The 24,039-nt window shown below is 39.5% G+C and carries 19 protein-coding genes, 2 tRNA genes and 3 rRNA genes; 14 read left to right on the top strand and 10 right to left on the bottom strand.

Annotated features, from left to right (window positions below; all coding sequences use genetic code 11):
- Nucleotides 1–6: 6 nt before the first annotated feature.
- Entirely contained in the window at nucleotides 7–1,380 is a 1,374-nt protein-coding gene (mpl, locus tag AC2117_RS18750; RefSeq protein WP_133976079.1) for a UDP-N-acetylmuramate:L-alanyl-gamma-D-glutamyl-meso-diaminopimelate ligase, read from the bottom strand.
- A 238-nt stretch (nucleotides 1,381–1,618) separates the two neighbouring features.
- Here mpl and AC2117_RS18745 point away from each other — a divergent pair, with 238 nt between their 5' ends.
- From AC2117_RS18745 to AC2117_RS18730, 4 genes are all read left to right on the top strand, one after another.
- Nucleotides 1,619–1,981 carry a DMT family protein gene (locus AC2117_RS18745; RefSeq protein WP_133976438.1) on the top strand — a complete coding sequence of 121 codons (363 nt, stop codon included), beginning with the start codon at nucleotides 1,619–1,621 and terminating at the stop codon, nucleotides 1,979–1,981.
- Nucleotides 1,982–2,261: 280 nt separating this feature from the next.
- Nucleotides 2,262–2,777 carry a 5-(carboxyamino)imidazole ribonucleotide mutase gene (gene purE, locus AC2117_RS18740; protein ID WP_002115451.1) on the top strand — a complete coding sequence of 172 codons (516 nt, stop codon included), beginning with the start codon at nucleotides 2,262–2,264 and terminating at the stop codon, nucleotides 2,775–2,777.
- Between the two features lie 9 nt (nucleotides 2,778–2,786).
- On the top strand, nucleotides 2,787–3,908 hold the full coding sequence (locus tag AC2117_RS18735; protein WP_133976077.1) for a 5-(carboxyamino)imidazole ribonucleotide synthase: 1,122 nt from the start codon (nucleotides 2,787–2,789) through the stop codon (nucleotides 3,906–3,908).
- A 709-nt stretch (nucleotides 3,909–4,617) separates the two neighbouring features.
- A complete protein-coding gene (locus AC2117_RS18730; protein WP_197730956.1) occupies nucleotides 4,618–5,910 on the top strand; it encodes a lytic murein transglycosylase in 1,293 nt (430 codons plus the stop codon).
- A 62-nt stretch (nucleotides 5,911–5,972) separates the two neighbouring features.
- Here AC2117_RS18730 and AC2117_RS18725 read toward each other — a convergent pair whose 3' ends face one another.
- From AC2117_RS18725 to AC2117_RS18700, 6 genes are all read right to left on the bottom strand, one after another.
- Nucleotides 5,973–6,347, bottom strand: coding sequence for a hypothetical protein (locus tag AC2117_RS18725; RefSeq protein ID WP_080645631.1), 375 nt, complete (start codon nucleotides 6,345–6,347; stop codon nucleotides 5,973–5,975).
- A gap of 101 nt (nucleotides 6,348–6,448) precedes the next feature.
- Nucleotides 6,449–7,462: a M57 family metalloprotease gene (locus AC2117_RS18720; protein ID WP_319923182.1), complete on the bottom strand. Its 1,014-nt coding sequence runs from the start codon at nucleotides 7,460–7,462 to the stop codon at nucleotides 6,449–6,451.
- A gap of 78 nt (nucleotides 7,463–7,540) precedes the next feature.
- Nucleotides 7,541–8,458, bottom strand: coding sequence for a matrixin family metalloprotease (locus tag AC2117_RS18715; protein WP_133976074.1), 918 nt, complete (start codon nucleotides 8,456–8,458; stop codon nucleotides 7,541–7,543).
- A 332-nt stretch (nucleotides 8,459–8,790) separates the two neighbouring features.
- On the bottom strand, nucleotides 8,791–10,731 hold the full coding sequence (gene dnaK, locus AC2117_RS18710; RefSeq protein WP_003656004.1) for a molecular chaperone DnaK: 1,941 nt from the start codon (nucleotides 10,729–10,731) through the stop codon (nucleotides 8,791–8,793).
- Nucleotides 10,732–10,849: 118 nt separating this feature from the next.
- Nucleotides 10,850–11,404 (bottom strand): nucleotide exchange factor GrpE, encoded by a 555-nt coding sequence (grpE, locus tag AC2117_RS18705; RefSeq protein WP_133976072.1) that lies wholly within the window; start codon nucleotides 11,402–11,404, stop codon nucleotides 10,850–10,852.
- A gap of 162 nt (nucleotides 11,405–11,566) precedes the next feature.
- Nucleotides 11,567–12,460 (bottom strand): LysR family transcriptional regulator, encoded by an 894-nt coding sequence (locus AC2117_RS18700; protein ID WP_227549214.1) that lies wholly within the window; start codon nucleotides 12,458–12,460, stop codon nucleotides 11,567–11,569.
- Nucleotides 12,461–12,567: 107 nt separating this feature from the next.
- On the opposite strand from AC2117_RS18700, the gene AC2117_RS18695 reads away from it, so the two are divergent.
- A complete protein-coding gene (locus AC2117_RS18695; RefSeq protein ID WP_133976070.1) occupies nucleotides 12,568–13,434 on the top strand; it encodes an MBL fold metallo-hydrolase in 867 nt (288 codons plus the stop codon).
- A 394-nt stretch (nucleotides 13,435–13,828) separates the two neighbouring features.
- A complete protein-coding gene (locus AC2117_RS18690) occupies nucleotides 13,829–14,059 on the top strand; it encodes a hypothetical protein (RefSeq protein ID WP_004640301.1) in 231 nt (76 codons plus the stop codon).
- 167 nt (nucleotides 14,060–14,226) lie between these two features.
- Here AC2117_RS18690 and AC2117_RS18685 read toward each other — a convergent pair whose 3' ends face one another.
- A complete protein-coding gene (locus AC2117_RS18685; RefSeq protein ID WP_133976069.1) occupies nucleotides 14,227–14,580 on the bottom strand; it encodes a hypothetical protein in 354 nt (117 codons plus the stop codon).
- Nucleotides 14,581–14,791: 211 nt separating this feature from the next.
- On the opposite strand from AC2117_RS18685, the gene AC2117_RS18680 reads away from it, so the two are divergent.
- The 8 genes from AC2117_RS18680 (at nucleotide 14,792) to AC2117_RS18645 (ending at nucleotide 22,850) form a co-directional block, all read left to right on the top strand.
- The gene (locus AC2117_RS18680; RefSeq protein WP_197730955.1) at nucleotides 14,792–15,862 is read left to right on the top strand and encodes an alpha/beta hydrolase; all 1,071 of its coding nucleotides are present in this window, start codon (nucleotides 14,792–14,794) and stop codon (nucleotides 15,860–15,862) included.
- Nucleotides 15,863–16,019: 157 nt separating this feature from the next.
- Entirely contained in the window at nucleotides 16,020–16,571 is a 552-nt protein-coding gene (locus AC2117_RS18675) for a peptidylprolyl isomerase (protein WP_197730954.1), read from the top strand.
- Between the two features lie 422 nt (nucleotides 16,572–16,993).
- Nucleotides 16,994–18,531 (top strand): 16S ribosomal RNA (locus AC2117_RS18670).
- A gap of 59 nt (nucleotides 18,532–18,590) precedes the next feature.
- Nucleotides 18,591–18,667: transfer RNA gene (locus AC2117_RS18665), tRNA-Ile, on the top strand.
- Nucleotides 18,668–18,723: 56 nt separating this feature from the next.
- Nucleotides 18,724–18,799 (top strand) — tRNA-Ala (locus AC2117_RS18660).
- A gap of 370 nt (nucleotides 18,800–19,169) precedes the next feature.
- Nucleotides 19,170–22,063, top strand: a 23S ribosomal RNA gene (locus tag AC2117_RS18655).
- A 183-nt stretch (nucleotides 22,064–22,246) separates the two neighbouring features.
- Nucleotides 22,247–22,361, top strand: a 5S ribosomal RNA gene (gene rrf, locus AC2117_RS18650).
- Together the 16S, 23S and 5S rRNA genes with 2 tRNA genes alongside form the textbook arrangement of a ribosomal RNA operon.
- 177 nt (nucleotides 22,362–22,538) lie before the next feature.
- The gene (locus AC2117_RS18645; protein WP_133976065.1) at nucleotides 22,539–22,850 is read left to right on the top strand and encodes an ankyrin repeat domain-containing protein; all 312 of its coding nucleotides are present in this window, start codon (nucleotides 22,539–22,541) and stop codon (nucleotides 22,848–22,850) included.
- Nucleotides 22,851–22,889: 39 nt separating this feature from the next.
- On the opposite strand, the gene AC2117_RS18640 is transcribed toward AC2117_RS18645, so the two are convergent.
- Together AC2117_RS18640 and AC2117_RS18635 are read right to left on the bottom strand one after the other, a co-directional pair.
- On the bottom strand, nucleotides 22,890–23,432 hold the full coding sequence (locus tag AC2117_RS18640) for an NADPH-dependent FMN reductase (RefSeq protein WP_133976063.1): 543 nt from the start codon (nucleotides 23,430–23,432) through the stop codon (nucleotides 22,890–22,892).
- Between the two features lie 124 nt (nucleotides 23,433–23,556).
- Complete coding sequence (locus AC2117_RS18635; protein WP_133976061.1) at nucleotides 23,557–24,039, bottom strand: FKBP-type peptidyl-prolyl cis-trans isomerase; 483 nt, start codon at nucleotides 24,037–24,039, stop codon at nucleotides 23,557–23,559.

Below are 24,039 nucleotides of genomic sequence, written 5' to 3'. Positions count from 1 at the left end.
GCCAAGTTAAGCAGCTTTTGCTTTTAATGCATTCATTAATTTTTGATGTAATCCACCAAAGCCACCATTAGACATGATCACAACAGCATCGCCCTCACCTGCTTCATTGACAACACGTTCAATAATTTCATCAAGTGAACGGCTAACTTGAGCATGATTAGACGCAGCTTCAATCACGGGTTGTAAATCCCAATCTAAACCTTCTGGCTGATACCAAATGACTTCGTCTGCTAAGCGTGCTGAGTGTGCTAAGCCATCTTTATGGCTTCCCATACGCATGGTGTTTGAACGTGGTTCGATAATGGCCCATAAACGGCGTTCGCCTAAACGTTTACGTGCGCCATCTAAAGTCGTGTCAATTGCAGTTGGATGGTGAGCAAAGTCATCATAAACCTCAATACTATTGACTGTGCCAAGCAACTCCATACGACGTTTCACACCACCAAAGTTAGACAAAGCTTCACAAGCCTTTTCAAGCGCAACACCGACATGCTGAGCAGCTGCAATCGTTGCTAAAGCATTAGCTACACTATGTTGCCCTGTCATACTCCATTTCACTTCGCCAACGACATTGCCATTTTCGAGTACTTTAAAATGGCTGCCATCAATTGAAATTAATTCGGCAGACAGAGCAGCTTTTTCATTCGTTTCTAGACTTGTACGAATCACTGGTGTCCAACAGCCCATTTCAAGCACTTCGTCAATGTGTGTTTCAGTAATTGGTGCAATAATGCGGCCTTCACTTGGAATGGTACGCACAAGGTGATGGAATTGCTTTTGAATAGCCGCTAAGTCATCAAAAATATCGGCATGGTCGAATTCTAGGTTGTTTAAAATCGCCGTTTTTGGGTGATAATGAACAAACTTAGAGCGCTTATCAAAGAAAGCTGAGTCATATTCATCGGCTTCAACGCAGAAGTATTTGCCACCGCCTAAACGAGCGCTTTCACTAAAGCCCAGTGGAACGCCGCCAATTAAAAAGCCTGGATTTAAACCAGCTTGATCAAGTACCCAAGCAAGCATAGTCGTAGTCGTGGTTTTACCATGAGTACCCGCTACACCAAGTACATGCTTGCCTTGTAGAACATGATCGGCAAGGAACTGTGGACCAGAAATATATGGTAGACCTTCATTAAGCATATATTCTACAGCATCAATACCACGTTTCATGGCATTTCCGACAATCACTAAATCTGGATGTGGTTGTAAATGGCTACGGTCATAGCCTTGCATGAGTGTAATGCCTGCATTTTCTAACTGGGTAGACATTGGCGGGTAAACGTTTAAATCCGAACCGGTTACCTTATGCCCTAAATCACGAGCTAAAAGCGCTAAAGAGCCCATAAAAGTGCCACAAATACCCAAGATATGCAGATGCATTGCTCGCTTTCTCCACTGCTTCTATACACAGCACGTCAAGTGTCTGCGCGTTCATTATTGATAAATTTGGCAGCAACGATAGCAAGGCTAAACGGGAAAAGATAGTCAAAAATCGTTGTTGTTCTATGTGTTTGAGGCCCTTATAAAAGTACAGCTTTATTTTTTGTATTTAAGCTGAATTACAGTTTTATCTTTTATAATGTTTTGTATCTTTAATAATACTTAAATCATCGTGATGATGAGGGATGTGCCTTTGAGCCCAACGGTTTTAGCGTTTGCGTTATTAGTTATTTCTAACTGTTTTATGACACTTGCATGGTATGGGCACCTTAAATTTTTGCACCATGCTCCACTCTGGCAAGCGATTTTATTCGGTTGGATTATTGCCTTGCTTGAATACAGTTTTATGATTCCTGCTACTCGTATGCTGAGTGCACAAGGTTGGTTACTCGGTGAAATGAAGATCACACAGGAAGTGGTTACGCTGATTGTGTTCGTACCGTTTATGATTTTCTTGTTTAAACAACCATTTAAACTAGATTACTTGTGGGCGATGTTATGTCTATTTGGCTGTGTTTATTTCGTATTTAGAAGCCAATAATTTGCAATAGCTTGTATTGAATAATTGATTCTATACAAGCGATTACTTTTCCAAATACCTGATTATTTTGCAGGATATTTAAATAATATTAATAAAATTTGAGAATGTGTCACTGTTAAACCATGACATTTTTTTATGAGATTAAAAATATTCGCAGAGCTGGTCAGTTAAATTTTCGTGAGATGAAAAATCAGTCTATAATAATGGGCTTCCGAACCATTTAAAACTTGGCTCTCGTCGAGATTTATCTTCTTTTACTTTTGTCTCTGGAACATTAGCAATGAATGCGGCCGCAGCACAAGACGCTCAACCTCTCGTTGGAATTATTATGGGTTCTCAATCTGATTGGGCAACTCTCGAAAACACAGCCAATATGCTTAAACAGCTTGGTGTCCCATTTGAAGCGGAAGTGGTATCTGCTCATCGTACTCCAGATCGTTTATTTGAATATGCAGAAACTGCGCGTGATCGTGGTATTCAAGTGATTATTGCTGGTGCAGGCGGTGCAGCGCATTTACCTGGAATGTGTGCCGCAAAAACTGATTTACCTGTTTTAGGTGTACCAGTTAAATCATCAATTTTAAATGGCGTAGATTCTTTGCTTTCAATCGTACAAATGCCAGCTGGTATTGCAGTGGGTACTTTAGCGATTGGTCCAGCTGGTGCGACGAATGCTGCAATTATGGCGGCACAAATCTTAGGTTTAACTCGTCCTGAAATCGCAAAAAATGTTGCTGATTTCCGTGCTGCGCAAACTGATAAAGTTGCAAGCAAAAATATTCCGGGTCAGGTGTAAGAGGCTGAGATGGATAAAACTATCGGTATTTTTGGTGGTGGGCAACTGGGTCGAATGATGGCTCAAGCGGCGTTACCATTAAATATTCAATGTACTTTTTTTGAAGCAAATACAGATTGTCCAGCAGGTGTTTTAGGCCAAGTCTTTTCTAGTCAAGATGAGCAAGGTTTAAAGCAGTTTATTGAAAGTGCTGATGTTTACAGTCTTGAGTTTGAAAACACCCCCGTGGAAGATGTTGATGTTTTAACAAAAACTAAGGCATTGCACCCTCCCCGTGTTGCTTTAGCGACTGCGCAAAATCGTTTATCAGAAAAAGCATTATTTGATGAACTTACTATTCCTGTTGCGCCGTATCGTGCTGTAGATAGCTTAGAAAGTTTGAAAAAGGCTGTTGCTGAGCTTGGCTTGCCGATTGTGCTCAAGACTGCAACTGGTGGATATGATGGTAAAGGTCAGTTTGTACTTCGTTCAGAAGACCAGATTGACACCGCGTGGGCTGAACTTGGTCCTGCACAGAGCCTAGTTGCCGAAAGCTTTGTTAAATTCTCTCGCGAAGTTTCAATTATTGCGGTGCGCGGCCAAAATGGTGAAGTAAAAACTTGGCCATTGGCTGAAAATCACCACCATAATGGCATTTTATCGCATTCAATTGTTCCAGCACCGAATAGTGAAGCTTTACAGCCTGTTGCTCAAGACTACATTACACGCTTGTTGAATCACCTCAACTATGTTGGTGTGTTGACTCTAGAGCTGTTTGTGACAGAGCAAGGTTTATGTGCAAATGAGATGGCACCGCGTGTGCATAACTCAGGCCACTGGTCAATTGAAGGCGCTGTTTGTTCTCAGTTTGAAAACCATATTCGAGCTGTTGCTGGTCTTCCATTAGGTTCAACAGACGTTGTTCGTCCAACGGTCATGATCAATATTATTGGTCAGCATCCTAAAACTGAAGATGTACTTGCCTTAAATGGTGCTCATCTACACCTTTATAACAAGTCAGAACGTGCTGGCCGTAAGTTAGGTCATATCACTTTAATGCCTTTGGATAGTAATGAATTGACGACGTTATGCCGTCAATTGGCAAAAATTTTGCCAGAACCACTCGCTCTAACAGAAAATATGACTCTCTAAAGTAATTTTAATTTGCTAAAAAGCGGTCTTCGGATCGCTTTTTTCGTCTTTTAAATTTAAAAAAATAATAAATCATGAGCATTTTTAGGTGTGGATAACTTTTTACGTGAATTTTTGAATTTAAATATTGATAGTGTTTTTAAATTTAAAAAAGTGAAGACAAGTTTTTTACATTTTTTGAATTTAAAGTTAGTTATCCACAAGAGGGTTTAATTTATAACAGACGTTAGGGTCACGTTATTTTGAATTCAAAACGAATGATGTTTGTTGAAATGTTTTAAATTCAAAATAACGTGGCAGGTTTGAATTTAAAACATGGGCTAACTTTTGAATTTAAAAATACCGATTGTTCATTTGAATGACTTTTCTATGTTTAAGAAATGATGGAATATAGAATAGAATCAATAAATAGGGGCATTTTTGCTTGATTGTGGATAAGTTTATCCACAGAAACACTTGTTTTATAGTTTAAATTTAAAATAAGTTTTTTGAATTTAAACTATGCGCTATTATTTTGAATTCAAAACTGGTGATGCGCATTGCAGAGGTTTTAAATTCAAAAACAACGTAAGGAATTTGAATTTAAAACAATAGAAATGAATTTAAAGAAGAGATTATGAATTCAAATTTACGTTTTCTCTCTGAAATTTTAGACTCATAATGGTATGGTACTTAAAAATTTAAATTCAAAAATTGAAACTGGGATAATATGCGACGTTTTTCTTGTATTGTTGGCTCTGTATTTTTAGCAATGACTCAGGCTCAAGCAGAGCTCGTAATTAATGGTTCTACAATATCTAGCAGTGCCACTGTTCCGGCAGTGACTAACGAAAATTATACGCCTAATAATAATTTCCAAAGTTGTTTGGCAAATTTACGCTCTCAAGCGATTGCTGCCGGAGTCTCGGGGGCGTCTTATGATCGTTATACTCAAAACTTAACTCCAGATTATTCGGTTATTGATAAATTAAATTATCAACCAGAATTTTCGACACCAATTTGGGATTATCTTTCTGGGTTAGTCGACGAAGAGCGTGTTGAGCTTGGAAAACAAAAACTGGCGCAATATCGTGATGTTTTAAATCGTGCTTCTCAAACCTACGGCGTACCACCAGAAACAATTGTGGCAGTGTGGGGTGTGGAAAGTAATTTTGGTGATATTTCTGGAAAATATCCTTTATTACAGGCACTCGGAACTTTAAGTTGTGAAGGCCGCCGACAAAGTTATTTCCGTACTGAATTTTTTGCCACCATGCGTATTTTACAGCGTGGTGACTTAACCGAAGATCAACTGAAAGGTTCATGGGCTGGGGCATTTGGACATACGCAATTTATGCCATCGACCTATGAACGTTTAGCTGTTGATTTTGATGGAGATGGTCGTCGAGACTTGGTGTCTAGTACAGCTGATGCACTGGCTTCAACAGCGAATTTCTTAAATAAAGCGGGCTGGCAAGCAGGAATGCCATGGGGTTTTGAAGTAAAAGTTCCCCAAGGTATGTCAATTGATGGAGAAGGGCGACGCTCAAAGAAAGCTTTAAGTAGCTGGAGTGCAAGAGGCGTTACTCGAATTGACGGCTCTCCACTTGTTCAAGGCGCTTTATCTAGCAGTACTTCGGCAGGTTTAATGGCACCAGCAGGTGTAAATGGTCCAGTATTTTTAGTATTTAAGAATTTTGATGCTATCTATAGTTATAACGCTGCTGAAAGTTATGGTCTTGCAATTGCTCATCTATCTGATCGTTTAAAAGGCGCTCGTCCTTTTGCAACATCTTGGCCAACTGATGATCCAGGAACTTCACGTATGGAACGTCGTGAAATTCAACAATTTTTGATTAATCGTGGCTATGATATTGGCGCGGTTGATGGCCTTATTGGGGATAAAACCCGTGTAGCTATTCGTCAGGAGCAAACTCGTTTAGGTTTAAATCCAACAGGACGGGCTGGGCAACAAATCTTACGCGCATTCCGTCAAGAACAAGCCCAAAAAATGATGCAATAAAATGAAAATAATAAAAAGGTCTGCACATGCAGACCTTTTTTATAAATATTTTTATAAGATTGCTAATCTAATTTAACCGCTTCCAAAATATCAAAAATAACTGAAGTGACATCTTGGCTTAAATCTCGATCATTAAAGATTTCATACGCAGTGATCGTAACATCTGTATCACTTGGTAATTGCTTTTGTTCTTCTTCAATTAAATGTTCAATCGGTAACAGAGTCTGTTTTACTTCAAGATGTAGAATATCTTTATATTCAATATTTTCATCTTCAAGCTCGATTTCATGCTCATTGAAAAAGGGGATTAGAATAGAATGAAGGTACGGTTTAATTTCAATAATATCAAACAGTTCAATATCACGTGTTTGTTCAATTGTACTGATATGATCATTTACTTCAATCAGGATATGATAGTAACTCATCTTCATCTCCATTCTATTTTCGTTAGCTTTGATGACCACAATAACATGACTTTGACATGAATTTCGATGTATCTATTTAGAAATAGATACATCATTTTATATCAAGTTCTTAATTATTGAGGTAAAGTACTCAATAGATCGCGATCAGCATCGGTAAGACCAGTGATTTTTTTGTCACCATCTTTACGAACTGAGTACATCAATGCATTTGGTTGATCACTGTGTTTTAAACCAAGCGCATGTCCTAACTCATGAGCAATCGTTAAACGCAAATCATCAATAGACTTAAACTCGTAAATCACAATTTGTTTGCCGTTATAGATACCTTTTTTAAAGACATCCGCTTGAGCATTTTGCTTAAATTGGTTTAATGAATCATTAAACTCATTATTAATCTGATTAAAGTGAGTAACTTTAGTATTTAAATCTTTAGCTTGCTCATTATATGCAGCAATTTCTTTCTTTAAAGCAACAGTTTGCTTTTGCAAATCTTGCTGAGTTTTAACCAAAGATTTAGCACTATATTCAGGCGCTAATTTACCTTGGTTAAGCTGCATCATTTGCTGGTCAAGATTTTTCAATTTGCCATTCAAAATCTGCTTTTTATTTTCAAGGTCAGATTGAGTTTGACCAAGTGTTTGTTTCAATTGCTTAATTTTTTGCTGTTCATCAATTACACGTTGCTGTTCTTGTTGAAACTGAGCTGCAATTTTTTGACGCTGTTCAGAACGACTTTGGCCATTATCATAAACTAGACGAATTTCTAACTTTGCATTTGGATCATAAGTAAAATAATCCTGACCAGTGCCTTGTTTCCAAATATCCGCAGCTTGTTGGCTAATTTGAATCAATTGATCTTGGCTTAAACCAAAACGTGGATCAATTTCAGCAATTTTATAAGTCAGATGCTGACCTGTTTTTTGCTGGATTTGAGTATGAGCGGGAGTAGCAAGATTAGCATTAGCCTGAAAATTAGAAAAAGCAAAGGCTACGCCTAGTAACAAAGATGTTAAACGCATAATTGATGGGGGGGAGATTTTAAAAAAACGTATTATAAGAATATAAAGTGAAAAATCAATCAAAAAATATACAATTTCAATAAATAAATGAGACTTTAGTCTCGTTATTTTTTACCAAATGCCAAATTATTTTTTAGAAAAAATTCAATATATTTGGTTTTGTTTAGTTTTTTTAATCATTTAACTTTAATGATTTTCCTTAATTGAACTATAAATAGAGCCTAATAACTCTAAATCTGAATCTGTTAATTTGAAATTATGGATATCTTGCTCTTTTAAACGCGGGTACATTAAAGATTTAGGATCAGTAGTATGTTTTAATCCTAAAGCATGACCAAACTCATGAGCAAGGGTCAAACGTAAATCATTTAAAGAAGTATAACCATAAATTTGAATTTGGTTTTGACTAAATAGGCCTTTATGAAAAGGCTGAATACTGGCTTTTTGCTCTAGCTTAAATTGTGTCATTAAAGTCGTTAAATCACTTTGCTCTTGATTTAGATCTTTAATTTTTGCATTAAGCAATTGAATTTTAATATTTAAATTATTTGATTCGTTTTGCAGATTTCCAGATTTTTGCTGTAGTTGATTTTGCTGCTCTTTTAACTCATCGGCACGATAGTATCGTTGTTCTCCTTGATTAAAGCGTGTCACTTCTCGTTGATATTGTTCAAACTCAGCTTTTAGACTGATCTTTTTTTTGTTTAAATCTGATGATAGCTGATCAATTTCTTGTTTGTTTAAGATAATCTCTTCATTTTTAATGCGCCATTGTTCCTGCTTTTGCAAAAGTGTATTTAAATTTTCCTGTTGCTCACTTTTCATCATTTGATGATCATCATAAATTAAGTTAACTGATAACTGTGCTCCTGAATCATAAATAAAATAGGTTTTTCCAGTCTCTTTGTGCCAGATTTCAGCAGCTTGTTGGCTTACTTCAATAAATTGTTCTTTAGTGAGTTGAAACCGTGGGTCAATAAAAGCAATTTGATACTTCAAAGGTTGATGAGATGAACCCATTGGTAGATTACTTTGAGCAAAGATCTTCGTTTGAAAGCCTATGCATAAACACAAGCTCAATCCCCACCATAGAAATTTTTTCATGGCAAAATAAAAAATATAAATAAATCTTATTGTTAGCTACTTAATCAATTTCGTCAAAATGATAAAAAAGACAAGAGAGTGGGCGAGCTTTGTGATCTTGGTACAAAAATTGAAAAAGATGTTTTTACACTTGGCAATAATGGAATAATTAATGGAATAAGTAACAATGTATTTTACTATATAAAATCTTTTTTATAATTAATAGATTAGTTTTTATAATTGACTTTTTTGACATTAGACAATTAAAAAATATACTTAAAAAAGCTATTGTTATTTTTTGTAACCAATAAAAAAACCGCGCCTAAGCGCGGTTTTTTTATTAAAGAAACAAATTATTTTTTGTCATCTTTAACTTCAGTAAACTCTGCATCCACAACGCCATCATCAGCTTTTTGTTGACCTGCATCGCCACCTTGGAATGCATTTGGATCAAAGCCTTCTGCACCACCAGCTTGCTGTGCTTGTTCATAAGCACGTTGAGTGATAGGCATTAAGATGTTTTGTAAAGCTTCAGTTTTAGCTTTGATATCTTCAACATCATTTTCTTTGGTTGCTAATTCAAGTTCAGAAACCGCAGTACTTACAGCTGTTTTTTCATCTTCAGTAACTTTATCACCAAGATCTTTAACTGCTTTGTTCGAGCTTGAAATTAATGCATCAGCTTCGTTACGAGCTTTTGCAAGTTCTTCAAACTTACGATCTTCTTCAGCATTCGCTTCAGCATCTTTAATCATTGCTTCGATTTCAGCATCAGACAAACCTGAGTTTGCTTTAATCTGGATCGATTGCTCTTTACCAGTGCTCTTATCTTTAGCAGATACTTTCAAGATACCATCAGCATTGATGTCGAAAGATACTTCAATTTGTGGCACACCACGTGGAGCAGGTGGAATGTCACCTAATTGGAAGTTACCCAACAATTTGTTTTGTTGAGCCATCTTACGTTCACCTTGGTAAACAGAAATGTCTACAGCAGGCTGGTTGTCAGCAGCAGTAGAGAACACTTGTGATTTCTTCGCAGGAATCGTCGTGTTTTTCTCAATGATTGGTGTTAATACACCACCCATTGTTTCAATACCTAAAGTTAATGGTGTTACGTCTAATAAAAGAACGTCAGTTTTGTCACCAGACAATACCGCACCTTGAATCGCAGCACCAATTGCAACTGCTTCATCAGGGTTTACGTCTTTACGTGGCTCTTTACCAAAGAATTCTTGTACTTTTTGTTGTACAAGCGGCATACGAGACTGACCACCAACTAAAATTACGTCAGAGATGTCAGAAGTCGAAAGACCAGCATCTTTAAGCGCGATACGACAAGGCTCAATTGTACGAGCAACTAAATCAGCAACCAAACCTTCGAGTTTTGCACGTGTTACATTGATCACTAAGTGTTTAGGACCAGTCGCATCAGCAGTGATATATGGAAGGTTGATTTCAGTTGCATTCGATGAAGAAAGCTCGATTTTTGCTTTTTCAGCAGCTTCTTTCAAACGTTGTAATGCAAGTGGATCATTTTTCAAGTTCACACTTTGTTCTTTCTTAAATTCTTCAACCAAGAATTCAATTAAAGCGTTATCAAAGTCTTCACCACCAAGGAAAGTATCACCATTTGTTGATAACACTTCGATTTGTTGGTCGCCATCAAGATCTGCGATTTCAATGATTGATACGTCAAAAGTACCACCACCTAAGTCGTAAACAGCAATTTTACGGTCACCTTCTTTTTTGTCCATACCGAACGCAAGTGCAGCAGCAGTTGGTTCGTTAATGATACGTTTAACATCTAAGCCAGCAATTTTACCCGCATCTTTAGTTGCTTGACGTTGAGCATCATTAAAGTAAGCAGGAACAGTAATAACTGCTTCTGTAACTGTTTCACCTAAATAGTCTTCTGCAGTTTTCTTCATCTTTTTCAAGATTTCAGCAGAGATCTGTTGAGGTGCTAATTTTTTATCGTTTACTTCTACCCAAGCATCACCATTATCAGCTTTGATGATTTTATAAGGTACAAGGCCGATGTCTTTTTGTACTGCTTGATCTTCATAACGACGACCAATTAAACGCTTAATAGCGAATAATGTATTTTTCGGGTTAGTTACTGCCTGACGCTTAGCGCTTTGACCAACCAAGATCTCGCCATCTTTATAAGCGATGATCGATGGAGTTGTACGTGTGCCTTCAGCGTTTTCGATTACTTTTACTTTATCGCCTTCAAGTACAGCAACGCATGAGTTGGTAGTACCTAAGTCAATACCAATAATTTTTGCCATGTGACGTTTTCCTCAAAAATTCTTTTGCAATGTTTTTGCTTGTTATCCGATATGAGAGTGAATCTATTTTTTTCAAGCATTTTAGCTAAAAAAAATCTAAAAACTCTCAAAAATTTACTTATTGACCGACCATAACCATAGCAGGGCGCAATAAGCGGCCATTTAAGGTATAGCCTTTTTGTAAAACAGTACCGATTTCATTCGCTTTAGCATTTGGATCAATACCGACTGCTTGATGTAAATCTGCATTGAAACCATTTTTAGTGTCAGCTTCTACAACGCCAAATTTTTCAAGCGCAGTTAACAGTGACTTCAAGGTTAATTTAATACCTTCAAGTACTGGTGTTTCTTCATCACCAGCGGCTTGAATTGCGCGCTCTAGATTGTCTACAGAATCCAGTAATTCTTTTGCAAATTTTTCAAGCACAGTTTCTTTATGCTTTTCTGACTCACGTTGAATACGCTCTACACTCTTTTGTGCTTCGTAAACAGCATTTGCTGTACGTGCTTTTTCAAGTTTAAGACTTTCTTCTAATTTAGTGATTTGCGCTTGTAAAGATTCAACGGTAACGTCGTTTGCTTGCTCTCCACCTTCAGCCTGAGTTTGCTCATTAGATTGCTCTGCTTGCTCGTGTTGAATGTCTTGAGCTTGCTCATTTTGCTCATTAGCCATTGATGATCTCCGTTTAAATGGGTTTTTAAACATGTACAGTCCTTTTGGCATCAGTATTTACTGTGTAAAATCTGAACTGCCATGCATATGCTGTAATTCATTAATAGGGATGAAGTATGGGCATTGCCTAAAAATTCAAGCGTACACGGCAATTTAAAACTTTTAATTTTGCGGTTTTAAGTAAAAATCTAAATTTTCGATCATAAAAGCAATAAATTCCTGCGTTATTTTGGGTAAATGTTGCCTCGATGCATATACCACTGACAGACTTAATTCCGGAGCTGAAAAGTTTTTAAATAAAGGAACTAAGCGTTTTTCTTTTAAATCTTTTTTAACTAATAGTGACGGCAACATAGCCACACCTTGGGCATGTAGACACATATCATAAACAGCATTTACATCATTACTTTTAAAGGTGACGTTTAAAGGATAATTCTGCGGTTGTTGTTCTTCATCAAAAAGTGTCCAAAATTGATGTTGGCTATGGTGAGTTAAACATTCATATTGAATAAGTTGTCTTGGGTGAGAGAGGGGACTATGCTCTTTTAAATAGTCTGGATGAGCACAAAATATCGATTCGATCTGACAGACTGGTCTCGCAATTAATCCATCTGCAACTTTTTGCGTTATACGCAAGGCTAAATCGACCTGTGCATCAATCAAGTCAATTGTATTTTCAGTAAGATATACGTCAAATTGAATATGTGGATGTTGTTTTTTAAATTGACGAATACATTCCCCAACACCCAATTGAAATAAAAATAAACCACAGGTAAAGCGAATCGTACCGTTATGTTGTTCGGGTGCTGCCAGCTCTTGTAGAAGTTGTTGTTGTTGTAAAATATTTTCGCAGTAGAGTAGGGCTTTTTCACCGGCTGGAGTGAGAGATATTTTTCGGGTATTCCGCTGAAATAGTCGAGTTGAGAATGTATGCTCTAGGTGTTCAAGATAGCGAGAAACCATGGCACGGGAATAATTAAGATGCTCGGCGGCTTTGGTTAAATTGCCGTGCTGAGCAATAGAAACAAAGACCTGTATGGCTTTTAAAGTATCCATATGCTTTATCATTATTACAATATATGCAACAGTTTATCTTAATTTTGGGCATTTATCTTGCAGGAATTGCAATTTAAAGTGTTCTTTATGAAATTGGAGAATACACAATGAAACTTTTTAAATTAACTGCTTCAGCCCTAGCAACTGCCACAACTTTAACGATGGCTTCCTCAGCTTTTGCACAGGATCTAAAAATCCAGAATTTTCTGGCTAAACCAGAACATTTTGGAGTGACTTCCACTTTAATTGAAGGTGATAAAGAAGTTTTATTAGTGAATGCGCAATTCTCAAAATCTGAAGCATTACGTATTGCGGCTGATATCCTTGATAGTGGTAAAACTTTAAAAACAATTTTCGTAAGTTATGGTGACCCAGACTTCTATTTCGGATTAGATGTATTTAAACAATATTTTCCAAATGTACAAATCATTGCAACTCCGGAAACCGTTAAACATATTCAAGATACTCAAGCACTGAAAGTGAAATATTGGGGACCACAAATGGGTGCCAATGCACCTAGCCAAATTATTGTGCCTAAAGCTTACACTGCCAAAACTTTAAAACTTGAGAATGAAGCAATTGAAATTAAAGGTAAAAAGGATCTTACTTATTTGTGGATTCCTTCTGCAAAAGCAGTAGTAGGCGGTATTCCAGTATCTTCAGGTATCCATTTATGGATGGCAGATACTCCTAAAACTAAAGATCGTGCTGAAGTGATTCAATCTCTAGAAAGTATCAAAGCTCTTCAACCTCAAACCGTAGTTCCTGCCCATATGGTTGAGGGCGCTCCACAAGGTTTGAATGCAGTTAACTTTTCGATCGATTATCTCAAGAGTTATGAGAAAGCAGCCAAAGTAAGTAAGAATGCTAGTGAATTGAGTCAGCTCATGCAAAAACAATATCCAGCCTTAAAAAGTGTGGATAGCCTCGAGTTAGGTGCAAAAGTTGTAAAAGGCGAGATGCAATGGCCATAATTTAAAGCCATATATCTTAAATTTTTAAAAAAAAAGCCGTGATCTATACACGGCTTTTTTATGGGAAAGAGGATTTTTTAAGCGAAAAATCTATGTAACAGTCTACGTACCTTATATTGCGTTTCTATAAAGAGAAATTTTTTAAGCCAATAAAAAGGGCAGTATAAAAATTAGAAATTGATAAAGTTAAACAAAAGCTTAGCCTCAAGCATTTATATAAAAGATAGGAGTAAGGGTAGGGAAGTGAATTTAATAAAAAATTGCACAATTTGTACTTCTATTACTACAAAAGACAACCAATGATACGCACGCCAGAAAAAAAAATTGTGAATTATAGGCAGCGCGAAGATGAACTTTGCATTTAAGTGTTTGTCGTAATGAAAGGAAAATGATTATGAAAAAATTAGGTCTTATCTCTGTAGTACTTGCTGGTGTTGCTTTTACAGCTGTTGGTTGTGCATCTGAAGCTGGTTTAAATGCATCAGGTTCTGCTCAAACAAGTGCTAGCCCATCTGGCGTAGAAGCTGGTGTAGGTGTTGATGCTGGCGTTTCTGGCCAGGCACAACCAGGTCAAGTTGATGCTGGTGCTTCAGGTTCAGTTTCAGGTTCTGCAACTGCTCAGTAATTCTTAGCGATAAGAACAGCTAAAAGATTATAGAATACATATATTCAAGATGCCGATTTATATATGAAATGAGCTGCTACTCATTATTCTATAATTAAGAGAGTTTAGAATTCTCAAAAAAGCCCCAAAAGACGTAGCTTATTGGGGCTTTTTATATAGTAAAGAATTTAGTCATCATGACGAGAATCTCGACGATTATGATCACGATCTTCTACTCGTCTTTTATCCCACTCGTGGCGTCTTTTATCGTCATCACGGTGTTTTTTATCCTCGTCATGGCGTCTTTTATCCCATTCATGACGGTTTCGGTCCTGTTCGCGAGCAACTCTTCGTTGTTGTTCATATATTCTTTGACGTTCTTCCCAACGTTTTCGTTCCCAATCATTATATCGACGTCCATCATAGCGATTAGTATCATGGTAACCATAACCACCACGATAAGAAGGGTCATCCGTATAAGCCACACAGCCTACAGTTAAAAGACTGGTTGCTAATAAAGTAACTACTAATTTTGTTGACATAACCGTACCTCTTTTTGTCTGGTAACAATAATTGGCAAAAAAGTCCTGTTTTAAGTGACACATTTGTTAATGACATTTGCTTTAAATCAGATTAGCGTAATTTGGGTTTTACCTTTGTATCTTGATTACATGAGTTGTATGCGAATATAGTCAAATAACAATAGAATTCTGTAGAAAATATGAAGGATAAGAGGAATTCATGGAGATAGGCATGACAGCATTCAATCAAAAAATTCAAACATTGCTAGATAAGGGCCAAGGCCCCGCTGCTCGAGCTCTTGATAAGTTACCTCGATTAGCTCAAGAATCACTTGCCAAAATTCTTGGATATTCTTACCAATATCCAGATCTCGACTCATTTACTAAATGTATGATGGCTGTACAAATTAAACAGGGTCGTATCGGTTTCATTGGTTCAGACCCAATTGAATCTAGAAGGCTGTTCGATACTCAAATGCTGGCTATACGCCAGAAATCAACAGATATTGATTCAGTAGAAGATATTCGGTTACCGCTCCAAAGCGGAACTGTTTTCGCAAGACACTATCATCCGGCACCTAGTAAAAAATTACCTCTTCTTGTTTTCTATCACGGAGGGGGATTTGTTGTGGGTGGATTAGATACTCATGATGAGGTTTGCCGCTTATTAGCAAAATATGCAAAAGTACAAGTACTCAGTATTGATTATCCTCTTGCACCTGAGGTTTCTCCTCAACATTTAATCCAATCCTGTGAAGATGCTTTGGCTTGGGTATATCAAAATCGTAGACAATTAAAAATATTAAAAGGTCGAATTGCTGTAGCAGGTGATAGTGCAGGTGGAAACATCAGTACAGTCGTGGCTCAAAGATCAGTAAATAAACCGTATGCTCCACAGGCACAACTTCTTATTTACCCTGCAGTGGATTTCAAGAGCCGACATCCATCCTTCTATGCCTATAACGAAGGATTAGTTTTAACAGATAAAGATATCAATAATGTCACTCAATATTATGCAACTCAGCATAATGTAGAGTTAGACGATCCTATTATTTCTCCAACCTATGGTAACTTGAAAAAGAATCCACCGGCTTTTGTGATTACTGCTGGGCATGACGTATTACATGATGAAGGAAAAATCTATAGTTATAAGCTACGCCAAAATGGCGTCAAAATGCATTATGAAGAATACGCAGATCAAACTCATGGATTTATAAATTTGACGCCTATTTCTAAAAAGGCCAAACGCTACACCATCGAGTTCAGTAAAAACTTTAGAAAGTTCTGGGATAAAAATAGCTAAATAAAAGTTTAGTCCATGTTTCACGTGGAACGTGGGCTTATACTCAAATCTAAAATATAAGGCTTTAAATAAAAGATAATAAATACTCACTAGAATTCTTTTATATAGACGATTAAATTTAACCTTTATTAAGCTTTGCATTTTACTGTAGGAAGATATGAAAAAATTATTAATGCTATGTTGCTTGGGTTTAAGCAGTCATTCAGTCTGGGCTGACACTTTAGTTGAAATGCAAACGAATTCAGGCAACATTGAAATACAGCTTTATGATGAGAAAGCTCCAATCAGTGTGAAGAATTTTAAAAGCTATATAAAGTCGAACTTTTATAAAGATACGATCTTCCACCGCGTAATTCCTGGATTCATGGTACAGGGTGGTGGACTTACTGCAAATATGCAGGAAAAGATTACTCGAGCACCAATTAAGAACGAAGCTGGAAATGGAATGGCTAACACACGCGGAACCTTAGCAATGGCTCGTACCGCAAATCCTGATTCAGCTACTAGTCAGTTCTTTATTAATGTTGCTGATAATAGTTTTCTAAATCGCTCAGCGGGTAATGCGGGTTATGCAGTTTTCGGAAAAGTGGTTAAAGGTATGGATGTAGTTGACCGCATTGTAAAAGTGCCAACAACCAATGATGGAGCGCATCAGAACGTACCTAAACAACCTATTAAGATAATAGATATCAAAATCAAAAAAGAATGAAAATAAATTTTTTTATATTTTGTTGTTGTATATCAAGCATATAGGATTGAATTTAGTATGGCTATTGATTTATTTGAGTAAAAAAGAGACGGTCGAGTGCATGTGTTTAGAAAAGTGCTTGCGTACTAATTTTTTTCCCCTATAATGCACTCATCCCGACGCGATACATGAGAATATCTTAGCTTACAGGGTTAAGGTGAAAAGCTTAGTATTGCGTTGAATTCTGTCTCTGACGAAGAGCAGAAAGATCATTAAGAGATTATGAAGAACAACTTGTGTGGATTTTTACTGATTGATTGATCGAAATATTATCATTGATTGATTGGTTTAAATTACTCGAAGTTTATTTGAGCGAAATTTAAGTCAGAAAATTGATGAGCCAGAATTGGCACCTTGTCTTTAATAAGGTGCAAAATGATTTTTAACTGAAGAGTTTGATCATGGCTCAGATTGAACGCTGGCGGCAGGCTTAACACATGCAAGTCGAGCGGAGTGATGGTGCTTGCACTATCACTTAGCGGCGGACGGGTGAGTAATGCTTAGGAATCTGCCTATTAGTGGGGGACAACATTTCGAAAGGAATGCTAATACCGCATACGTCCTACGGGAGAAAGCAGGGGATCTTCGGACCTTGCGCTAATAGATGAGCCTAAGTCGGATTAGCTAGTTGGTGGGGTAAAGGCCTACCAAGGCGACGATCTGTAGCGGGTCTGAGAGGATGATCCGCCACACTGGGACTGAGACACGGCCCAGACTCCTACGGGAGGCAGCAGTGGGGAATATTGGACAATGGGCGCAAGCCTGATCCAGCCATGCCGCGTGTGTGAAGAAGGCCTTATGGTTGTAAAGCACTTTAAGCGAGGAGGAGGCTACTGAAGTTAATACCTTCAGATAGTGGACGTTACTCGCAGAATAAGCACCGGCTAACTCTGTGCCAGCAGCCGCGGTAATACAGAGGGTGCAAGCGTTAATCGGATTTACTGGGCGTAAAGCGCGCGTAGGCGGCTAATTAAGTCAAATGTGAAATCCCCGAGCTTAACTTGGGAATTGCATTCGATACTGGTTAGCTAGAGTGTGGGAGAGGATGGTAGAATTCCAGGTGTAGCGGTGAAATGCGTAGAGATCTGGAGGAATACCGATGGCGAAGGCAGCCATCTGGCCTAACACTGACGCTGAGGTGCGAAAGCATGGGGAGCAAACAGGATTAGATACCCTGGTAGTCCATGCCGTAAACGATGTCTACTAGCCGTTGGGGCCTTTGAGGCTTTAGTGGCGCAGCTAACGCGATAAGTAGACCGCCTGGGGAGTACGGTCGCAAGACTAAAACTCAAATGAATTGACGGGGGCCCGCACAAGCGGTGGAGCATGTGGTTTAATTCGATGCAACGCGAAGAACCTTACCTGGCCTTGACATAGTAAGAACTTTCCAGAGATGGATTGGTGCCTTCGGGAACTTACATACAGGTGCTGCATGGCTGTCGTCAGCTCGTGTCGTGAGATGTTGGGTTAAGTCCCGCAACGAGCGCAACCCTTTTCCTTATTTGCCAGCGAGTAATGTCGGGAACTTTAAGGATACTGCCAGTGACAAACTGGAGGAAGGCGGGGACGACGTCAAGTCATCATGGCCCTTACGGCCAGGGCTACACACGTGCTACAATGGTCGGTACAAAGGGTTGCTACCTAGCGATAGGATGCTAATCTCAAAAAGCCGATCGTAGTCCGGATTGGAGTCTGCAACTCGACTCCATGAAGTCGGAATCGCTAGTAATCGCGGATCAGAATGCCGCGGTGAATACGTTCCCGGGCCTTGTACACACCGCCCGTCACACCATGGGAGTTTGTTGCACCAGAAGTAGGTAGTCTAACCGCAAGGAGGACGCTTACCACGGTGTGGCCGATGACTGGGGTGAAGTCGTAACAAGGTAGCCGTAGGGGAACCTGCGGCTGGATCACCTCCTTAACGAAAGATTGACGATTGGTAAGAATCCACAACAAGTTGTTCTTCATAGATGTATCTGAGGGTCTGTAGCTCAGTTGGTTAGAGCACACGCTTGATAAGCGTGGGGTCACAAGTTCAAGTCTTGTCAGACCCACCATGACTTTGACTGATTAAGGTTATAGACAGAAAGATACATAACTGATGATGTAAGCTGGGGACTTAGCTTAGTTGGTAGAGCGCCTGCTTTGCACGCAGGAGGTCAGGAGTTCGACTCTCCTAGTCTCCACCAGAACTTAAGAGAAGTTCGGATTACAGAAATTAGTAAATAAAGATTTAGATCTTGGTTTATTAACTTCTGTGATTTAAGTATCACGGTATTAAGCATGACCTGACGAAGGCATGTTTATTCATTAACAGATTGGCAAAATTGAGTCTGAAATAAATTGTTCACTCAATAATGAAAAGAGAAGAAGTAATTCTAATCTTGGAATTCATTGAGAACTAGCAAATTAACTGAATCAAGCGTTTTGGTATATGAATTAGATTGAAGCTGTACAGTGTTTAAATACACAGTACTTCAAACTGTAAGAGATTGATGAGGAATCATTGATCATGTCTTATTACTCCTTGTAGGTAATAACGACTGTTTGGGGTTGTATAGTCAAGTAATTAAGTGCATGTGGTGGATGCCTTGGCAGTCAGAGGCGATGAAAGACGTAATAGCCTGCGATAAGCTCCGGGGAGGCGGCAAATATCCTTTGATCCGGAGATTTCTGAATGGGGGAACCCACCTACTTTAAGGTAGGTATTGCAACATGAATACATAGTGTTGCAAGGCGAACGAGGGGAAGTGAAACATCTCAGTACCCTTAGGAAAAGAAATCAATTGAGATTCCCTTAGTAGCGGCGAGCGAACGGGGATCAGCCCATTAAGTTATGTGTGTTTTAGTGGAACGCTCTGGGAAGTGCGAACGTAGAGGGTGATATTCCCGTACACGAAAGGGCACACATAATGATGACGAGTAGGGCGAGGCACGTGAAACCTTGTCTGAATATGGGGGGACCATCCTCCAAGGCTAAATACTCCTGACTGACCGATAGTGAACCAGTACCGTGAGGGAAAGGCGAAAAGAACCCCTGTGAGGGGAGTGAAATAGATCCTGAAACCGCATGCATACAAGCAGTGGGAGCCGACTTGTTCGGTGACTGCGTACCTTTTGTATAATGGGTCAGCGACTTATATTCAGTAGCGAGGTTAACCGTATAGGGGAGCCGTAGAGAAATCGAGTCTTAATAGGGCGTTTAGTTGCTGGGTATAGACCCGAAACCAGGCGATCTATCCATGAGCAGGTTGAAGGTTGGGTAACACTAACTGGAGGACCGAACCCACTGTCGTTGAAAAGCCAGGGGATGACTTGTGGATAGGGGTGAAAGGCTAATCAAGCCTGGTGATAGCTGGTTCTCCCCGAAAGCTATTTAGGTAGCGCCTCGGACGAATACCATAGGGGGTAGAGCACTGTTTCGGCTAGGGGGTCATCCCGACTTACCAAACCGATGCAAACTCCGAATACCTATGAGTACTATCCGGGAGACAGACTGCGGGTGCTAACGTCCGTAGTCAAGAGGAAAACAATCCAGACCGCCAGCTAAGGCCCCAAAATCATAGTTAAGTGGGAAACGATGTGGGAAGGCATAGACAGCTAGGAGGTTGGCTTAGAAGCAGCCACCCTTTAAAGAAAGCGTAATAGCTCACTAGTCGAGTCGGCCTGCGCGGAAGATGTAACGGGGCTAAAACTATGTGCCGAAGCTGCGGATTTGACTTTTAAGTCAAGTGGTAGGGGAGCGTTCTGTAAGCCGATGAAGGTGTATTGAGAAGTATGCTGGAGGTATCAGAAGTGCGAATGCTGACGTGAGTAACGACAAAACGGGTGAAAAACCCGTTCGCCGAAAGACCAAGGGTTCCAGTCCAACGTTAATCGGGGCTGGGTGAGTCGACCCCTAAGGCGAGGCCGAAAGGCGTAGTCGATGGGAAATTGGTTAATATTCCAATACTTCTGTGTAATGCGATGAGAGGACGGAGAAGGTTAAGTCAGCCTGGCGTTGGTTGTCCAGGTGAAAGGAAGTAGGCATGCATCTTAGGCAAATCCGGGGTGCTCTATGCTGAGATCTGATAGCAAGCTGTACTTGTACAGCGAAGTGGCTGATACCATGCTTCCAGGAAAAGTCTCTAAGCTTCAGTTACACAGGAATCGTACCCTAAACCGACACAGGTGGTCAGGTCGAGTAGACCAAGGCGCTTGAGAGAACTCTGCTGAAGGAACTAGGCAAAATGGTACCGTAACTTCGGGAGAAGGTACGCTGTTGTTGGTGATGGAACTTGCTTCCTGAGCTGATGACAGCCACAGAAACCAGGCCGCTGCAACTGTTTATTAAAAACATAGCACTCTGCAAACACGAAAGTGGACGTATAGGGTGTGATGCCTGCCCGGTGCTGGAAGGTTAATTGATGGGGTTAGCGTAAGCGAAGCTCTTGATCGAAGCCCCAGTAAACGGCGGCCGTAACTATAACGGTCCTAAGGTAGCGAAATTCCTTGTCGGGTAAGTTCCGACCTGCACGAATGGCATAATGATGGCGGCGCTGTCTCCAGCAGAGGCTCAGTGAAATCGAAATCGCTGTGAAGATGCAGTGTACCCGCGGCTAGACGGAAAGACCCCGTGAACCTTTACTGCAGCTTGACATTGAACTTTGACCTTACTTGTGTAGGATAGGTGGGAGGCTTTGAAGTTGGAACGCTAGTTCCAATGGAGCCGTCCTTGAAATACCACCCTGGTAATGTTGAGGTTCTAACTCTGCCCCGTAATCCGGGGCGAGGACCATGTCTGGTGGGTAGTTTGACTGGGGCGGTCTCCTCCTAAAGAGTAACGGAGGAGTACGAAGGTGCGCTCAGCGTGGTCGGAAATCACGCGTAGAGTATAAAGGCAAAAGCGCGCTTAACTGCGAGACCCACAAGTCGAGCAGGTACGAAAGTAGGTCTTAGTGATCCGGTGGTTCTGTATGGAAGGGCCATCGCTCAACGGATAAAAGGTACTCTGGGGATAACAGGCTGATACCGCCCAAGAGTTCATATCGACGGCGGTGTTTGGCACCTCGATGTCGGCTCATCTCATCCTGGGGCTGAAGCAGGTCCCAAGGGTATGGCTGTTCGCCATTTAAAGAGGTACGCGAGCTGGGTTTAGAACGTCGTGAGACAGTTCGGTCCCTATCTACCGTGGGCGCTGGAAATTTGAGAGGATCTGCTCCTAGTACGAGAGGACCAGAGTGGACGAACCTCTGGTGTACCGGTTGTGACGCCAGTCGCATCGCCGGGTAGCTATGTTCGGAAGGGATAACCGCTGAAAGCATCTAAGCGGGAAGCCTACCTCAAGATAAGATTTCCCTAGGACTTTATGTCCTCTAAAGAGCCGTTCGAGACTAGGACGTTGATAGGTTGGATGTGGAAGCATAGTGATATGTGAAGCTGACCAATACTAATTGCTCGTGAGGCTTGACTATACAACACCCAAGCAGTTGTATATATGGCATCAATCGATTCATTAATATGCAAAGCAACTTGATTTAGTTATATGTTTAGCTAAAATGAACAAAATTAAAGTAAGACTCAATCAGCCCATCTGTAAAGATTTGGAAAACGCATCGGCAACCAATAAGACCAATGCAAGTATCCATACCAGTTGTGCTGGCGACCATAGCAAGAGTGAACCACCTGATCCCTTCCCGAACTCAGAAGTGAAACCTCTTAGCGCTGATGGTAGTGTGGGGTTTCCCATGTGAGAGTAAGTCATCGCCAGCTCATTATTCTAAACACCCTCAACTGATGTTGGGGGTGTTTTTTTATGTGGAAAATTAAAGTATTAAAGTCGTTTAATTGAAAATATTTCATACTTAAATAGCTTTAGAATCAGATTTGCAAACTGGCCGTATTTTATGAATATAATAATGATGAAGTTTCTTATTTTTAGGTGTTTACGTGAAAATTAATTCCTTCTCTTCAATACCTGAGGATGATGAAGAATTGTCTCTTCCTGAATTGGTCTATTGGGCTTCTTTAGGCGATCTAGATCAGGTAGAGCAATTACTTTTAGAAGGACAAGATCCTAATCAGATGGATGATGAAGGTTATAGTGCTCTACAAGCAGCTGCCGAGAATGATCATCTAGAGGTGGTTAAACTATTAGTCGAAAAGGGAGCTTATGTCGATTATAAGAGTGAATACACAGCACTACAGCTTGCAGAAATGGCTAGTAATACAGACGTAGTAAATTATTTAAAAAGCTTATAAAAATAAAAGGCCTCTTTATTTGATTAGAGGCCTTTTTATTTAAGCTAAATTATATTTCTGTAGCTTCTCAACAATTGATTGAAGTCCTTTTACTTCAAATTCATTAGCTTCAAATTTCTCATCTTTATTACGTTTAAATATATCCCGAATCTCTAATATAGCATTTGGATCAATAATATTTAAACTTGAGGTGACTTGGCGTATTTGGCTAATAGAGCGAGAGCCATTAGTTGACCCATATCCAATAAATGCAGCAGGTTTATCGCTCCATTCTTTACCTACGTAGTCGAGTGCATTTTTTAAGGCTGGACTGTAACCATGGTTGTATTCTGGGCTAATAAAGATAAAAGCATCTGCTTGAGCAATTTTGTCTGCCCATTCTTGTTGTTTAGGTTGATCATAAATTCCAGTGGCGGGTGGGTGAGAGCCTGAAAAAAAAGGTAAATCCCATTCTTTTAAATCGATTACTTCGGTTTGAAAATCGTTTAGACCCAATGTTGGAATTGTTGATTCTAGCCAATTGGCAACCTTAATTGCTGTACGTCCTTCACGAACACTTCCTACGATAATATAGACCAGCATGTATTTTCCCCAAGGATTTTTATACTTATAACTTAATTCATTATATAGGTGCGAGAGAATATAGAATTTGTAAGGATTCTTAAGTTGAGATCAATAAAAAGCCCTCATTTAGAGGGCTTTTTATTTACATGAGTTTAATGCCTTGTTGGCCTTCGGGAGTTACCTTGAATATTTCTACTTCAAACGTAATATTTTTTCCGGCTAACGGATGGTTAAAATCAATTTCTGTAATGTCGTCATTAACTGACTTCACTACGCCGAATAAGGTTGTTTTTGCCTTATCTTCAAACTCGATCATATGGCCAGGAATAGGGCGCTGTTCAAACTTAACCGTATCGAAAGTTTGTATATTTTCTGGATTCCATGGGCCAAATGCATCTTCTGGCGGAAGATGTACTGTACGACGGTCGCCTGCACGTAAACCAAATAATGCTTTTTCAAAACCCGGTAAAAGATTTCCGTCGCCAATAGTAAGAGAAACTGGTTCTTCACGATTACGGGTATTATCGATTTCTACACCATTTTCAATAGCAACAGAAAAGTGTAGATCGACTTTAGAGCCGTCTGTAATACGAATTTCTTCGTTAGGTTGGATAATTTCGGTCAT

The sequence above is a fragment of the Acinetobacter calcoaceticus genome, assembly GCF_900520355.1.
Taxonomy (GTDB): Bacteria; Pseudomonadota; Gammaproteobacteria; order Pseudomonadales; family Moraxellaceae; genus Acinetobacter; species Acinetobacter calcoaceticus_C.
Note: the sequence above shows the minus strand (reverse complement) of the source record. Positions and strands in the feature narration are given on the sequence as shown.

Bases quoted from the DNA above. Each gene is read 5' to 3' on its own strand.
- AC2117_RS18680 (WP_197730955.1), top strand. From the start codon at position 14,792: ATGACAGCATTCAATCAAAAAATTCAAACATTGCTAGATAAGGGCCAA.
- dnaK (WP_003656004.1), bottom strand. From the start codon at position 10,731: ATGGCAAAAATTATTGGTATTGACTTAGGTACTACCAACTCATGCGTT.
- AC2117_RS18690 (WP_004640301.1), top strand. From the start codon at position 13,829: ATGAAAAAATTAGGTCTTATCTCTGTAGTACTTGCTGGTGTTGCTTTT.
- grpE (WP_133976072.1), bottom strand. From the start codon at position 11,404: ATGGCTAATGAGCAAAATGAGCAAGCTCAAGACATTCAACACGAGCAA.
- AC2117_RS18700 (WP_227549214.1), bottom strand. From the start codon at position 12,460: ATGGATACTTTAAAAGCCATACAGGTCTTTGTTTCTATTGCTCAGCAC.
- AC2117_RS18715 (WP_133976074.1), bottom strand. From the start codon at position 8,458: ATGAAAAAATTTCTATGGTGGGGATTGAGCTTGTGTTTATGCATAGGC.
- AC2117_RS18745 (WP_133976438.1), top strand. From the start codon at position 1,619: ATGAGGGATGTGCCTTTGAGCCCAACGGTTTTAGCGTTTGCGTTATTA.
- AC2117_RS18635 (WP_133976061.1), bottom strand. From the start codon at position 24,039: ATGACCGAAATTATCCAACCTAACGAAGAAATTCGTATTACAGACGGC.
- AC2117_RS18640 (WP_133976063.1), bottom strand. From the start codon at position 23,432: ATGCTGGTCTATATTATCGTAGGAAGTGTTCGTGAAGGACGTACAGCA.
- AC2117_RS18735 (WP_133976077.1), top strand. From the start codon at position 2,787: ATGGATAAAACTATCGGTATTTTTGGTGGTGGGCAACTGGGTCGAATG.
- purE (WP_002115451.1), top strand. From the start codon at position 2,262: ATGAATGCGGCCGCAGCACAAGACGCTCAACCTCTCGTTGGAATTATT.
- AC2117_RS18725 (WP_080645631.1), bottom strand. From the start codon at position 6,347: ATGGAGATGAAGATGAGTTACTATCATATCCTGATTGAAGTAAATGAT.
- AC2117_RS18730 (WP_197730956.1), top strand. From the start codon at position 4,618: ATGCGACGTTTTTCTTGTATTGTTGGCTCTGTATTTTTAGCAATGACT.
- AC2117_RS18675 (WP_197730954.1), top strand. From the start codon at position 16,020: ATGAAAAAATTATTAATGCTATGTTGCTTGGGTTTAAGCAGTCATTCA.
- AC2117_RS18685 (WP_133976069.1), bottom strand. From the start codon at position 14,580: ATGTCAACAAAATTAGTAGTTACTTTATTAGCAACCAGTCTTTTAACT.
- mpl (WP_133976079.1), bottom strand. From the start codon at position 1,380: ATGCATCTGCATATCTTGGGTATTTGTGGCACTTTTATGGGCTCTTTA.
- AC2117_RS18695 (WP_133976070.1), top strand. From the start codon at position 12,568: ATGAAACTTTTTAAATTAACTGCTTCAGCCCTAGCAACTGCCACAACT.